Genomic DNA, 12,816 nt, shown 5'->3' on the forward strand with positions numbered 1-12,816 from the left:
GAGTCGAATTCAACAACAACCGACCATCGCCCATGGATCTCATCGATTCTCCCTTTTTCGAGCGCCATCACACGCGCCTCACCGATCTGCGTCAGACGCTGCACCGCCATCCCGAACTGGGATTCCAGGAGCACGGCACCTCACGCCTCATCGCCGACGAACTGACCCGCCTGGAGATTCCCTTCGAATCAGGCATCGGCGAGACCGGTATCGTCGCCACACTCACCGGACAGCGCCCCGACAACGGCCGGCGAGTCGGCCTGCGCGCCGACATGGACGCCCTGCCCATCCACGAGCAGTCGACCCACGACCATGTCTCGCACTGCCCGGGCGTCATGCACGCCTGCGGGCACGACGGCCACACCACCATGCTGCTGGGCGTCGCCGCCTATCTGGCCGAATGGCGTGATTTCGCCGGCAAGATCTACCTGGTGTTCCAGCCCGCCGAGGAGGGGCTCGGCGGCGGCCGCGCGATGGTCGAAGCGGGCCTCTTCGAGCGCTTTCCGATGGATGCCATCTACGCCCTGCACAACTGGCCCGCGCTACCGGCCGGCCAGGTGGCGATTCGTAGCGGCGCCATCATGGCCGCCACCGACCGGCTGGATATCAGCGTGCGCGGCCATGGCGGCCATGGCGGCGTCGACCCGCATCTCTCCACCGACCCGGTACGCATGGCAGGCGCCCTGATCCAGGCCCTGCACAGTGTCGTGTCACGCGACATCGACCCGCTGTCACCGGCGGCGCTGAGCCTGTGCGGCATCCAGGGCGGCGAACTGGACGGCTTTGCCATCATTCCCGACGAGGTACGCATCAGCGGCACCGCGCGAACCCTCGACGAGGCCACGCGGCAGCGATTGGAAGAGGCCGTGCGCCGAACCTGCACAGGCGTCGCCACCACCTACGGCGGCGAGATCAGTCTCGACTACCAGCGTATCTTTCCGGCCACGATCAATGCAGAGTCGGCAGTGCGCCACGTCGAGCAGGTGGCCCGTGCCACCCTGGGCGACGCCGCGCTGATCTCGAACGTCGCCCCCAGTCTCGGCGGCGAGGATTTCGCCTTCATGCTCGAGCACTGCCCCGGCGCCTACTTCTTTCTCGGCACCGCCGAAGGTGATGCGACAGCGCCGCTGCACAATGCGCGCTTCGACTTCAACGATGCACTGATACCCACCGGCTGCCGGTTACTCACGGCGATCGCGCTCGCCGCGCTGGGTAGCGCTTCCCCGGGCACCTGACATCGGCGCGTCAGGCACCCGATTCACACCACCAACGACGATTCCGGTTCACACCACCAACAACAATGAGGTGATCACGATGTCTCGAACCCCGCTGCCCAGCAAGGGCATGCTGATCTACTTTGGCATCTGCACACTGGCCATGGTGTGGCCGGGTGCGCTCATCGCCAACCGCATCGAGCCCATGATCCTGGGGCTGCCGTTCTTCATCTTCTGGTACGTCGCCTGGGTCTTCGTGCTGTTCATCGGTCTGGTGATCGCCTACCGCCAAGAAAGCGGCGAGGAGGTGGACGATGAGTGATTCCGTCATCATCACCGGGCTGACCCTGGGCTATCTGTTACTGGTCCTGATCGTCGGGCTGCGTGCCAACGCCGGCAAGAGTTCCTCGCTCGAGGGCTATGTCGCCGGCGGCCGCCACGTCGGGCTGCTGGTGCTGTTCTTCATTCTCGGCGCGGAGATCTTCTCCGCCTTCGCCTTCCTCGGTGCTCCGGGCTGGGCTTACGGCAAAGGCGTACCGGCCCTCTATATCATTGCCTACCTGACTCTGGCGGTGATCGTGTGGTGGCTCATCGCGCCCTATATCTCGCGGCTCGGACGTCGCCACGGCTTTCTGACCCAGGCCGAGTTCCTCGCCGCCTGCTATCCCACCCGCGGCAACCTGCTGGGGCTCTTCATCGGCATCATCAGTGTCCTGGCGATGATCCCCTACCTGACCATCCAGATCGCCGGCGCGGGGATGCTGTTCGAAGCCGCCACCTCGGGCATCGTCCCCTTCTGGCTGGGTAGCCTGCTGGCCTGCGGCGTGGTCGCCGCCTATGTCTACGCCAGCGGCCTGCACGGCATCGGCTGGACCAATCTGCTCCAGGGCGTGATGATGGTCTTCATCGCCTGGTTCCTGGGCCTGGCGACGGCCGATCAGTTCTTCGGCGGGGTCGGCGAGATGTTCCGTCAGATCCAGCAAGAGGCGCCGGAGTATCTGACCATGCCGGGTGCCCAGGGCATGGGCTGGGGCGCCTTCTCCACCGCGATCCTGGTCAGCGCGCTGGGCTGCGTGATGTGGCCGCATATCTTCATGAAGTTCTACAGCGCACGCAGCGAGCGCACGCTCAAGCGGGTCTTCGTGCTCTATCCGCTCTACAGCTATCTGCTGATTCCGCTGCTGTTCGTCGGCTTTGCGGGGATCGTGGTGCTCGCCGACCAGCCCCTCGACTCGCCCGACGAAGTGCTGCTGACGCTGGTGGTGAAGATGGCCGATTTCCCCGCCTGGCTGATCGGCCTGGCACTTTCCGGGGCGCTCGCCGCCGCCATGTCGACGGCGGCCAACCTGGCGCACACCTCGGCGACGATCCTGGTCCGCGATATCGGCCAGAACCTGCCCATCGGCCGCAATCTCCCCGAAGCGCGCGTGTTGAAGCTGACCCGCGGCGGCGTGATCGTCATCTCGCTGGCCGCCTATCTGCTGGCACTGGCCAACCCGGCCTCGCTGGTGTCGCTGCTGCTCGGGGCCTACGGCATCGTGGTGCAGCTCTTGCCCATGCTGCTGGGCGCCCTGTTCTGGCGTCGCGCGTCCCGCGCTGCGGCCTTCATCGGCCTGGGGGTCGGCGCTGCGGTCACGCTGTACTACCAGTTCCTCGGCGGCTCACCGTTCGGCTGGCATCCCGGCTTCTGTGGTCTGATCGTGAATTCAGCGCTGTTCGTGGTGGTCAGTTTCGCCTCCAAGCGCCAGGAGACACGCTCGCCGGCAGACGCCCTCTCTCCACGCTAAACCCACGCTAACCCCGCGCTAACCGTGCACCACGCCGNNCGGCGTGGTGCACGGCTTGCCGTCCCAACATCGCCACTTCCCGTAGGGCTGGATGCATCGGCAAGGGGACTCAAGACCGAGCCGCAGGCAACACCTCCATATGCTGACGTATGATCTCCGCCAGCCGGGTGACGGCTAGCGAGGGGGCAGCCTCGGCGTAATAGAGAGAGAGTCCCAGAGGGGGTAACGCTGGCAGCCCGACAGCTGACGCCTCCAGCACACGCACACTCGGCGGCAGGCACAGTGACGTACGCAGGCCAATGCCCAGCCCGGCCGAAATAGCGGCCCAGGTAGCGGCGAGACTGGCACTGCTAAACGCGATGCGCCAGGAGATCCCCGCACGGTCCAGGGCATCGAGGGCCGCCTGACGCAGAAGACATGGCCCTTCCAACACCACCAGCGGCAGCGGCGCCGCGTGAGGAATCGGCCCGTCAGCGGCAGACGGGCCGATCCAGGCCATGGGAACGCGGGTGAGCAGCTCGCCATCGAGCGCTTCGCCCTCGCCCTGCCAGGCCAACGCCAAGTCCAGCCGCCCCCTGGCAATGTCTTCCTTCATCTGCCCATTGCTGGCGACGCGTACGGCGATCTGCAGGTTCGGATGCGCGCGGGAAAAACGCGCCAGCACATCCGGCAACAGGCGTTCACCGAAATCCTCCTGCAGCCCCAGACGGATACGCCCTTCGAGCGTCTCACCACACATCGCCGCCGCGGCCTCGTCGTTGAGCTCCAGCAGCCGCCGCGCGTAGCTCAGCATGAGTTCGCCCTGTTCGGTGAGAGCCAGGCCACGCCCCACCTTGTGCACCAGGGGCTTGCCCGTCTGCTCCTCGAGGCGTTTCAACTGGGCACTCACGGCGGAGGTCGAGCGGTTCAGGCGCTCGGCGGCCTTGGCGAAGCTACCCAGCTCAGCCCCCAGCACGAAGCTGCGCAATACGTCAGGATCAAAGGTGGTTCGGCGCACATCATCAATCCCATTAAAGTGGATCTTAAATCCCAATAATTTCGATTTTAAGGATCATGTTCAAGCGCTAACGTCGACGGTGTCAACATCCACTTTTCAGGAGATCGTCATGCCACTCGTTCGTATCTCACTGCGCCGGGGCAAAGGAACCACGCATCTACAGGCCCTTCGTGACGGCGTCTACGCGGCGCTTCGCGACACTTTCGAGGTTCCGGAAAGCGATCGCTTCATCCTGGTTCACCAGCATGATGACGATGCCTTCGACTGTAGCTCCGACTATCTCGGCATCACACGAAGCCAGGATCTGGTGATCATCCAGATCACCTGCAGCAACACTCGTACTTCGGATCAAAAACAGGCGCTCTATCAACAACTGACGCGAAATCTCAGCGCCTCACCCGGGCTCAGGCCAGAGGATGTCTTCATCAATCTGCTAGAGACGGATCCTCACAACTGGTCGTTCGGCAACGGCGGCATGCAGTACGCTTAGGTCAGATTCCGTTCGGCCCCGCTCATTGGCCCCGCGTCTGCGCCACGCACTGTTCGAGCTCCTCCAGGAAGCTCTCCAGCACCAGATTGGGCGGGCGCCCCTTGCGGGTGATCGCGTAATAGCGGGTGGCGTACTCGTAGGTGTCGGGGGCGAGGCGCCGCATGCGCCCGTGGTCGCTCCAGCGCCGGGCGTAGTGGGTGGGCAGAAAGCCGATATAGCTACCGGTGAGCACCAGAAAGGCGACCCCCTCACGATCGGTGGCGGAGGCCATCGGCTTGAGCGCTTCGTGCACGCGCTTGATCTCGGGCGTCTGGGCATAGGAGGGCACCACCGCATCGCAGCCGGCGATCTCGTCCACGCTCGGCGCCTCGCGCGCAAACAGCGGATGCCGGTCGCTGCAGTAGAGTGCCGACTGCTCTTCGTACAGTGCCAGGTAGTCGAGCCCCGGCACGCGCTTGAGTTCCGGCACCACCCCCGCGTGCAGGCTGCCACCGAGCACCGCCATCTCGATGTCGTTGGGCGGGGCCATGCGGATATTGATGTGCACGTTGTCGCCGCGCGTCTTGAGTGCACGCAGCGCCTCGGTCACCTGCATGTTGGGCAGCGTGACCAGATTGTCGGTGATGCCGATGTTGAGCTCGCCGGTCAACCGCGAGTGCAGGCCGTTGACCCGGGTACGGAAGTCCTCCACCGCGGCCAAGAGCTGCACCGTGGCGTCATACACGTCACGCCCTTCGCTGGTCATGCGGAAGCCGCTGCGCCCGCGCTGGCACAGGCGCATCGAGAGCCGTGTCTCCAGGTCGCTCATCGCCATGCTGATCGCCGCGCGGCTGATATTGAGCTCGACCTCCGCCGACGAGAAGCCACCGCACTCCACCACCTTGCGGAAGATGCGCAACAGGCGCAGATCGACGTCGCCCAACTGCCCCATCAGCGTGATTCTGCGCTGGCTCATCCCCCACTCTCTCCTCTGGTCGCTCTGCGCAGCTGATCCCCGGCACCCCTAGCGCCTTGCATCCTGGCACCCTCGACGTCGCTACCCGGGCCTGTTCACGACGCCCGATGGTGGCACCTGCCCCGGGAAATCCCGGAGGCTGCAAAAGTTAACCAAACGCTTCAGTGACCTTAAGCATACCGGGATTGTTTGACGCTCTCCTACTGCCGCAGGCTACGGAACAGCACATTCGAAACGCAACGCCGGCCCATGCCCGGCGTTGCGTGCCTTCCCATGGATTCACGACCAGGAGACGCTGCCCCATGTCCTCCCCGATTACGCATTTCATCGATGGCCAGCGCGTCGCGCTGAACGCCACCCGTACCAGCCCGGTGTTCAACCCCTCCACCGGCGCCCAGTCCGGAGAGGTCCTGCTGGCCTCCCGCGATGACGTCGAGTACGCCATCACCGCCGCCAGCCGCGCCTTCACGAGCTGGTCAGCACTCTCGCCGCTGAAGCGTTCGCGCATCCTGTTCAACTACAAGGCGCTGCTGGAGCAGCACAGCGACGAGCTGGCACGCCTGATCTCCCAGGAGCACGGCAAGGTCTTCTCCGACGCCAAGGGTGAGCTGACCCGCGGCCTGGAAGTGGTCGAGTTCGCCTGCGGCATGCCGCACCTGCAGAAGGGGGAGCACTCGCTCAACGTCGGCACGGGCATCGACTCCTTCTCGATGATGCAGCCGCTCGGCGTGTGCGCCGGCATCACCCCGTTCAACTTCCCGGCCATGGTGCCGCTGTGGATGTTCCCGATCGCCATCGCCGCCGGTAACACCTTCGTGCTCAAGCCGTCGGAGAAGGACCCCTCGGCCACCCTGCGCCTCGCCGAGCTGTTCAGTGAAGCGGGCCTGCCCGAGGGCGTACTCAACGTGGTCAACGGCGACAAGGAAGCGGTCGATACCCTGCTCACCGACCCGCGGGTACAGGCGGTCAGCTTTGTCGGCTCGACGCCGATCGCCGAGTACGTCTACGCCACTGCCTCTGCCCACGGCAAGCGCGTGCAGGCCCTCGGCGGGGCCAAGAACCATATGGTGATCATGCCCGATGCCGACCTCGACCAGGCCGCGGACGCGCTGATGGGCGCGGCCTACGGGAGTGCCGGCGAGCGCTGCATGGCGATCTCGGTGGCAATGCCGGTGGGCGACGAGACCGCCGAGAAGCTGCGCGAGAAACTGCTGTCACGGCTGGACGAGCTGCGCGTGGGCGAGAGCCTCACCGACGGCCCGGACAACGACATGGGCCCGCTGGTGTCGCGCGCGCACCTGGAGAAGGTGAGCGGCTATATCGAGCAGGGCGCGCAGGAAGGCGCCGAGCTGGTGCGCGATGGCCGCCAGCTCCAGCACGACAGCGACGGCTTCTTCATCGGCGGCACCCTGTTCGACCACGTCAAGCCGGGCATGCGCATCTACGACGAGGAGATCTTCGGCCCGGTACTGGCGATCGCCCGTGCCGAGAGCTTCGATGCCGCGGTCAAGATGGTCAACGACCACGAGTTCGGCAATGGTACCGCCATCTTCACCCGTGACGGCGACAGCGCGCGGCAGTACTGCGAGCAGATTCAGGTCGGTATGGTCGGGGTCAACGTGCCGATCCCGGTGCCCATGGCGTTCCACAGCTTCGGCGGCTGGAAGCGCTCGCTGTTCGGCGCGCTGCACGTACACGGTGCCGACGGCGTACGCTTCTACACGCGCATGAAGACAGTCACCGCACGCTGGCCTTCCGGGCTGCGGGAAGCGACCAATCAGTACACCATGCCAACGCTCTAGGCCATGCCTGAAAAGTACTGTGCCCCGAACATCATGTGATACGACAGGATTCCCCATGCACTCGATCGACAATCAGCAGGTGAAGGCGCTCGACCGCGCCCACGTATTCCACTCCTGGTCGGCCCAGGGCGCACTCGATCCGCTGGTGATCAAGAGCGGCGAAGGCTGTCGCCTGTGGGACTACGACGGCCGCGAGTACCTCGACTTCTCCAGCCAGCTGGTCAATACCAACATCGGCCACCAGCACCCGCGGGTGATCGCGGCGATCAAGGCCCAGGCCGACGAGCTGACCACCGTCGCCCCTGCCCATGCCAACTGGATGCGCGGGCGCGCCGCCGAGAAGATCCTCGAACGCGCTCCGGCCGGCTTCGCCAAGGTGTTCTTCACCAACGCCGGCGCGGACGCCAACGAAAACGCCATCCGCATGGCGCGGGCGGTCACCGGCCGCGACAAGATCCTCTCGGCCTACCGCTCCTACCACGGCGGCACCGGCTCGGCGATCGCCGCCACCGGGGATTTCCGCCGCGTGCCCAACGAGTACGCCCGCGGCCACGTGCACTTCTTCAACCCCTGGCTCTATCGCAGCGAATTCTGGGCCGGCAACGAGGAGGAGGAGTGCCAGCGCGCGCTGCACCACCTGCGCCGGGTGATCGAGTGCGAGGGGCCGGCGAGCATCGCCGGGCTGCTGCTCGAGACCATCCCGGGCACCGCCGGCGTCCTGGTGCCGCCGCCGGGCTATCTGGCCGGCGTGCGCGCGCTGGCCGACGAGTTCGGCCTGGTGCTGATCTTCGATGAGGTGATGGCCGGCTTCGGCCGCACCGGCGCCTGGCTGGCGCTGGACCACTTCGGCGTGGTGCCGGATCTGATCACCTTCGCCAAGGGGGTCAACTCCGGCTACGTGCCCGCCGGTGGGGTGATCGTCAACCAGCGCATCGCCCACCACTTCGACGACGAGATGTTCTACGGCGGCCTGACCTACTCCGGCCACCCGCTGGCCATGGCAGCGATCTGCGCCACCCTGGAGACGATGCAGGAGGAGGGTATCGTCGACAACGCCCGCCAGATCGGCGAGACGGTGCTCACCCCCGGCCTCGCCCGCCTGGCCCAGCGACATGCCCATGTCGGCGAGGTACGCGGCCTGGGGGTGTTCCACGCCATCGAGCTGGTCGAGGACCGGGACAGCCGTAAACCGCTGGCCGCGGCCAAGGTCGGCAAGCTCAAGCAGGCGATGCTGGCGCGTGGCCTGCTGGCATTCGTGGTGGCCAACCGCATCCATGTCGTGCCGCCGTGCATCGTCACCGCCGGTGAAGCCGAACAGGGGTTGGCGATCATCGACGAGGCACTGGGTACACTGGGCTGAGAGGCGGCCGGACCGAACACCGGCCAGACCCGGCGGGCGTGGCGTCTATCCCGACATAACGCCCAAGACGACGCGCCCGCTGCCATTCGACCCATCCGAAAGGAGTTTCCCATGCAGATCGCCGCCTGGCAGGCACTGAGCACCCACGGCGATATCGCCACCAACCTTGCGCGGCTGGACGAGAGCGCCCGTCGCGCCGCGGCGGAAGGCGCGGCGCTGTTGATCACCCCGGAGATGTTCCTGACCGGCTACGTGCTCGGCGACGACACCCGGCGGCTGGCGCAGGCAGCACCGCTGGAGCGCGCGCGAGAGATCGCCGCGCGCCACGCCATCGGGCTGGTGGTGGGCGGGCCGGAGATCGAGTCCGGCGCCTGCTACAACGCCGCCCATCTGATCGCTGACGACGGCCAGGTGCTCGCGCGCTACCACAAGGCGCATCTGTTCGGTGATGTCGACCGCGATCAGTTCACCGCCGGTGACCGCGCCACCTGCGTGGCGGACTATCGCGGCGTACGTATCGCGCTGCTGATCTGCTACGACGTGGAGTTCCCGGAGAGCGTCCGCGCCGCGGCACGCCAGGGCGCCGAGCTGATCTGCGTGCCCACCGCCCAGATGCAACCATTCGCCCACGTCAACCGGCGGCTCATCCCCACCCGGGCCTGGGAGAGCCAGGTCTATGTGGCCTATACCAACCAGCACGGCCACGAGGCAGCGTTCGACTACGTCGGCCACAGCCTGATCGTGGCGCCGAATGGCGAGCCCCTCGCCGAGGCGCCCAGCGCCGGCGAAGCGCTCATCCATGCCGAGATCGACCCCGCCGCGGTGGCCGCGGGCCGTGCCGCCAACCCCTATCTCGACGACCTGCGCCAGGAGCTATTCACCCCCTAGACAGCGTCATCGCGACAACCCGAATTTCCAACCAATAACAACGAGGAAATCGTCCCATGGACAACACCACTCCTGCGGACCCGACGCGCCTTCACGGCAGTCTGGGTACCGGCAGTATCGTCTTCATGGTCATCGCCGCCGCGGCACCGCTCACGGTGATCGGCGGCAATGCCCCCATCGCGCTGGCCTCCGGCAACGGTGCCGGCGCCCCGGTGGGCTTTCTCATCGCCTCGCTGGTGATGCTGATCTTCTCGGTCGGCTTCGTGGCGATGACGCCCCACGTCAAGGAGGCCGGCGCCTTCTTCTCCTATGTCACCCTCGGGCTGGGCCAGCGGCTGGGTCTGGGTACCGCGTTCATGGCGCTGGTCGCCTACACCGCCATCCAGGCCGGCGTCTACGGTTACATGGGCTGGGCGGTCGGCGATTTCGTCCGCCATAGCGGCGGCCCCACCATCCCCTGGTGGATCTACTCGCTGCTCACCGTCGCCATCGTCGCCTATCTCGGCTATCGCCATATCGATCTCAGCGCCAAGGTGCTGGGGGTCGCGCTGGTGCTGGAGATTGCCGTGGTGGTGATCATGAACCTGACCATCTTCGCCGACGGCGGCGCCCAGGGTATCGAGTTCTCCTCCTTCGCGCCGAGTACCGCTCTCACCAGCGGTCTCGGCGTGGCGGTCCTGTTCGCGCTCACCGGTTTCATCGGCTTCGAGGCCACCGCGGTGTTCCGCGACGAGGCCCGCCAGCCGGCGCGTACCATCCCCAGGGCGACCTATCTCGCGGTGCTGATCATCGGCGTGTTCTACACCCTCTCGGTATGGGCCCTGGTGATCGCCAACGGCGCCGGAGAGGTCGCCGGCATCGCCCAGAAGACCCTGGATGGCGACGCCAATCTGCTGCTCGACACCGCCGAGCTCTACACCGGCAGTGTCATGCGCGATCTGATGCAGGTGCTGCTGCTCACCAGCCTCTTCGCCTGCGTGCTGAGCTTCCACAACGTGCTCGCCCGCTATCAGTTCACCCTGGCGCGCCAGGGCACGCTGCCGCGGCGGTTGGCCCGCATTCACCCGCGGCATCGCGCGCCCTCCTACGCCTCGCTGGTGCAGACGCTCACCGCACTAGCGCTGATGCTGCTGTGTCTGGCACTGGGCCTGGACCCGCTGACGCAGGTGTTCGGTTATATGGCGGGTATCGCCACCGTGGGCATGATCGGCCTGATGCTGCTGACGACCCTGGCGTCGCTGGCGTTCTTCCGGCGTCATCCGGAACTCGCCTGGCAACGCCGCTGGCAGACCCGTATCGCCCCCAGCCTCGCCGCTCTGCTGCTGCTCGCCAGCCTGCTACTAGTGCTCTCCAACTTCACGCTGGTGACCGGTGGCAGTATCGGTATCAGCGCCCTGCTGGCCCTGATTCCGCTGCTCGCCCTGCTGGTGGGGGCGCTGTTCGGCCGCGCCCGAGCGATGGCCGGCGACGCGCCGCTCTCGCCGCCCGGCGCCGGGGCTTATTGATCGGCGGCGTCGACTGTCGAGTCGGCCATGCCACTGGGTGTGGCCAAGCTGACGTGTATCGGCTCACCGGCAGCGTAGCGCCCCGGCGTACACCCGAAGACGCCATGAAAGCGGGCGATAAAGGCGCTGGCACTGGTATAGCCTAGTGTCAGCGCCGCGCTCTGTACCGTCTCCCCCGAGGCCAGGAGTTCCAACGAGCGCAACAGCCGCGCGCGCTGGCGCCACTGGGTCAGGGTAAAGCCGGTCTCCTTGACGAAGCGACGCGACAGCGTGCGCGTGGACACATGGGCCCAGATGGCCCATTCACTCAATCGCCGCTCATCCTGCGGGCATCTTGCGATGGCGTCGGCGACACGACGCAAGCGCGAGCCGCTTGGATACGGCAAGCCCAGCGGCTCGTGGGGAGCCGCGCAGGCTTCATCGAGCAGTGCTAGCGCGAGACGACGATGGGCCGGGTCGTCCGGCCCGCGTGTATCACCCGCTAGCCGCCTCACCATCTCGAGCCACAGCGGCGACATCAGACAGAGATAGGGCATGCTCGGAAAATGCACGCAATGCGCTGGCGCCACATAGGCGCTCCAGCCTTCGAAGTCACCATGAGACGACATGCCGTGGGGCACGTCCGGCGGTACCCACATCGCATAGGTGGCGGGCACCACCCAGCGACCGTGGTCGCCGTCGACCGTGATCAATCCCTTCGATGTCCCCAGCCACTGGCCACGAGCATGCGTATGACGAGGCGTCGTGCGTCCCTGCCCGTCACATCTCGCCACCACCTGCACCGGGGGGGCCTTCCGAGCTATCCGCACGGGAGGGATCGAGCATGGGCGTGCGCATCAAGATTGGCCTCTTTGTGCTATCGAATGACCTTCAACGCTTATCCATGACACGTCGATACCCTCTATCGTGAGCGAATACCACGCCTCGACCGGAGACAATGCATGCGACCAGAAGACCTTCTCCCCGATGAACAGGATCGTATCGAACGTGATGGCATCAGCATTCGCAAGGGCACGGTGGGTGCCTTCCTGGCGAGTGCCAGAGTGTGGCTCGATCCGCTGACAACAGATGCCGAGCGCCAACGGGCAGCGGACAGTATCGAAACCTTGAGACCCGCACTCGAGGCGCTGGGACTGTTCGATATCCTCGAAGTTCGCGACGACGCGCTGCGCAGCAGCATGCACGCCTCGGCGGCCGACGATGATACGACGCACCCGGCCGCCGGCCCTCGCCGAGACGACAGCTAACGCGGCAGCAGCTGCGGCGCAGCACCGCTCAGCGCGACGAGCTGTCGGGCGTAGTCCCTGCGGTATCTCTTCGCCCGCTGGCGACGCTGCGTAGCCGCACTTTCGAAAGCGCCCGGCAGGCAGCGGCCTTCGCCGGCGTGATGTCTGTAAGCTGGGAATCAGGCAGTTCCGTACGAGGCCGGCTTCGCTCATTGAAAGCCGGCAATCCGAAGCTACGTCAGAGCCTATACATGTCGGCTATCGTCGGCATAAGTCGAAACCCGGATATATCGGCGCTCTATCGGCGGCTGACAGGCAATGGCAAGAGCAAAATGGAAGCCACGAACCGCTTAATGAGACGTTCGTGAACGGTCTGGAAAGATTGTATATAGTATACGATCTCATTGGGCCACCTATACTACGAAACCACGAAGGATCTGCACAGGACTCCCCAAACAGCAATTGGCCGGTCACGATGCTGGTTGAATTCGAGGACACGAAAGGCCTCTTCCGGCTGGTCGTACTCGCCGAGAATACCTCCCTCGAAGAAATCATGTCCCGCGCAACTTTTCACAAGCGGATAGCAATTCTT

The 12,816-nt window shown here is 65.6% G+C and carries 13 protein-coding genes; 10 read left to right on the top strand and 3 right to left on the bottom strand.

Translation table 11 applies throughout. The annotated features are described in order from the left end of the window. Positions 1-32: 32 nt before the first annotated feature. The 3 genes from DOM67_RS07370 (at position 33) to DOM67_RS07380 (ending at position 3,001) form a co-directional block, all read left to right on the top strand. Positions 33-1,235, top strand: coding sequence for an amidohydrolase (locus tag DOM67_RS07370; protein WP_110674987.1), 1,203 nt, complete (start codon positions 33-35; stop codon positions 1,233-1,235). A 79-nt stretch (positions 1,236-1,314) separates the two neighbouring features. Further along, positions 1,315-1,536, top strand: coding sequence for a DUF3311 domain-containing protein (locus DOM67_RS07375; RefSeq protein ID WP_110674988.1), 222 nt, complete (start codon positions 1,315-1,317; stop codon positions 1,534-1,536). After that, positions 1,529-3,001, top strand: coding sequence for a sodium:solute symporter family protein (locus DOM67_RS07380; RefSeq protein WP_110674989.1), 1,473 nt, complete (start codon positions 1,529-1,531; stop codon positions 2,999-3,001). The genes DOM67_RS07375 and DOM67_RS07380 overlap by 8 nt, the downstream gene beginning before the upstream one ends. Before the next feature lie 109 nt (positions 3,002-3,110). Here the strand turns inward: DOM67_RS07380 and DOM67_RS07385 are convergent, their stop codons facing one another. Beyond that, positions 3,111-3,998 carry a LysR substrate-binding domain-containing protein gene (locus DOM67_RS07385; protein WP_110675306.1) on the bottom strand — a complete coding sequence of 296 codons (888 nt, stop codon included), beginning with the start codon at positions 3,996-3,998 and terminating at the stop codon, positions 3,111-3,113. 109 nt (positions 3,999-4,107) lie between these two features. Between DOM67_RS07385 and DOM67_RS07390 the strand changes: the two genes are divergently transcribed. Further along, complete coding sequence (locus DOM67_RS07390) at positions 4,108-4,488, top strand: tautomerase family protein (RefSeq protein ID WP_110674990.1); 381 nt, start codon at positions 4,108-4,110, stop codon at positions 4,486-4,488. A gap of 22 nt (positions 4,489-4,510) precedes the next feature. On the opposite strand, the gene DOM67_RS07395 is transcribed toward DOM67_RS07390, so the two are convergent. Continuing rightward, the gene (locus DOM67_RS07395; RefSeq protein WP_110674991.1) at positions 4,511-5,443 is read right to left on the bottom strand and encodes a LysR family transcriptional regulator; all 933 of its coding nucleotides are present in this window, start codon (positions 5,441-5,443) and stop codon (positions 4,511-4,513) included. Positions 5,444-5,745: 302 nt separating this feature from the next. On the opposite strand from DOM67_RS07395, the gene DOM67_RS07400 reads away from it, so the two are divergent. The 4 genes from DOM67_RS07400 to DOM67_RS07415 all read left to right on the top strand — a co-directional run bounded on the left by DOM67_RS07400 (position 5,746) and on the right by DOM67_RS07415 (position 10,998). Next, on the top strand, positions 5,746-7,245 hold the full coding sequence (locus DOM67_RS07400) for a CoA-acylating methylmalonate-semialdehyde dehydrogenase (RefSeq protein ID WP_110674992.1): 1,500 nt from the start codon (positions 5,746-5,748) through the stop codon (positions 7,243-7,245). A gap of 55 nt (positions 7,246-7,300) precedes the next feature. Beyond that, the gene (locus DOM67_RS07405) at positions 7,301-8,605 is read left to right on the top strand and encodes an aspartate aminotransferase family protein (protein ID WP_110674993.1); all 1,305 of its coding nucleotides are present in this window, start codon (positions 7,301-7,303) and stop codon (positions 8,603-8,605) included. Between the two features lie 111 nt (positions 8,606-8,716). Next, positions 8,717-9,493 carry a carbon-nitrogen hydrolase family protein gene (locus tag DOM67_RS07410; protein WP_110674994.1) on the top strand — a complete coding sequence of 259 codons (777 nt, stop codon included), beginning with the start codon at positions 8,717-8,719 and terminating at the stop codon, positions 9,491-9,493. 56 nt (positions 9,494-9,549) lie between these two features. After that, entirely contained in the window at positions 9,550-10,998 is a 1,449-nt protein-coding gene (locus DOM67_RS07415; protein ID WP_110674995.1) for an APC family permease, read from the top strand. On the opposite strand, the gene DOM67_RS07420 is transcribed toward DOM67_RS07415, so the two are convergent. Then, the gene (locus tag DOM67_RS07420; protein ID WP_348627296.1) at positions 10,992-11,807 is read right to left on the bottom strand and encodes a helix-turn-helix transcriptional regulator; all 816 of its coding nucleotides are present in this window, start codon (positions 11,805-11,807) and stop codon (positions 10,992-10,994) included. The genes DOM67_RS07415 and DOM67_RS07420 overlap by 7 nt on opposite strands. A 132-nt stretch (positions 11,808-11,939) precedes the next feature. Here DOM67_RS07420 and DOM67_RS07425 point away from each other — a divergent pair, with 132 nt between their 5' ends. Together DOM67_RS07425 and DOM67_RS07430 are read left to right on the top strand one after the other, a co-directional pair. Further along, positions 11,940-12,245, top strand: a complete 306-nt coding sequence (locus DOM67_RS07425) for a hypothetical protein (RefSeq protein WP_110674996.1) — start codon at positions 11,940-11,942, stop codon at positions 12,243-12,245. A gap of 41 nt (positions 12,246-12,286) precedes the next feature. Next, on the top strand, positions 12,287-12,592 hold the full coding sequence (locus DOM67_RS07430) for a transposase (RefSeq protein ID WP_280951053.1): 306 nt from the start codon (positions 12,287-12,289) through the stop codon (positions 12,590-12,592). Positions 12,593-12,816 lie beyond the last annotated feature (224 nt).

This window comes from Salinicola sp. RZ23, from assembly GCF_003206675.1.
Taxonomy (GTDB): domain Bacteria; phylum Pseudomonadota; class Gammaproteobacteria; order Pseudomonadales; family Halomonadaceae; genus Salinicola; species Salinicola endophyticus.

What these genes read in the sequence shown, in the direction of transcription:
- DOM67_RS07370 (WP_110674987.1), top strand. Translation starts at nt 33, where the DNA reads ATGGATCTCATCGATTCTCCCTTTTTCGAGCGCCATCACACGCGCCTC.
- DOM67_RS07375 (WP_110674988.1), top strand. Translation starts at nt 1,315, where the DNA reads ATGTCTCGAACCCCGCTGCCCAGCAAGGGCATGCTGATCTACTTTGGC.
- DOM67_RS07380 (WP_110674989.1), top strand. Translation starts at nt 1,529, where the DNA reads ATGAGTGATTCCGTCATCATCACCGGGCTGACCCTGGGCTATCTGTTA.
- DOM67_RS07390 (WP_110674990.1), top strand. Translation starts at nt 4,108, where the DNA reads ATGCCACTCGTTCGTATCTCACTGCGCCGGGGCAAAGGAACCACGCAT.
- DOM67_RS07395 (WP_110674991.1), bottom strand. Translation starts at nt 5,443, where the DNA reads ATGAGCCAGCGCAGAATCACGCTGATGGGGCAGTTGGGCGACGTCGAT.
- DOM67_RS07400 (WP_110674992.1), top strand. Translation starts at nt 5,746, where the DNA reads ATGTCCTCCCCGATTACGCATTTCATCGATGGCCAGCGCGTCGCGCTG.
- DOM67_RS07405 (WP_110674993.1), top strand. Translation starts at nt 7,301, where the DNA reads ATGCACTCGATCGACAATCAGCAGGTGAAGGCGCTCGACCGCGCCCAC.
- DOM67_RS07410 (WP_110674994.1), top strand. Translation starts at nt 8,717, where the DNA reads ATGCAGATCGCCGCCTGGCAGGCACTGAGCACCCACGGCGATATCGCC.
- DOM67_RS07415 (WP_110674995.1), top strand. Translation starts at nt 9,550, where the DNA reads ATGGACAACACCACTCCTGCGGACCCGACGCGCCTTCACGGCAGTCTG.
- DOM67_RS07425 (WP_110674996.1), top strand. Translation starts at nt 11,940, where the DNA reads ATGCGACCAGAAGACCTTCTCCCCGATGAACAGGATCGTATCGAACGT.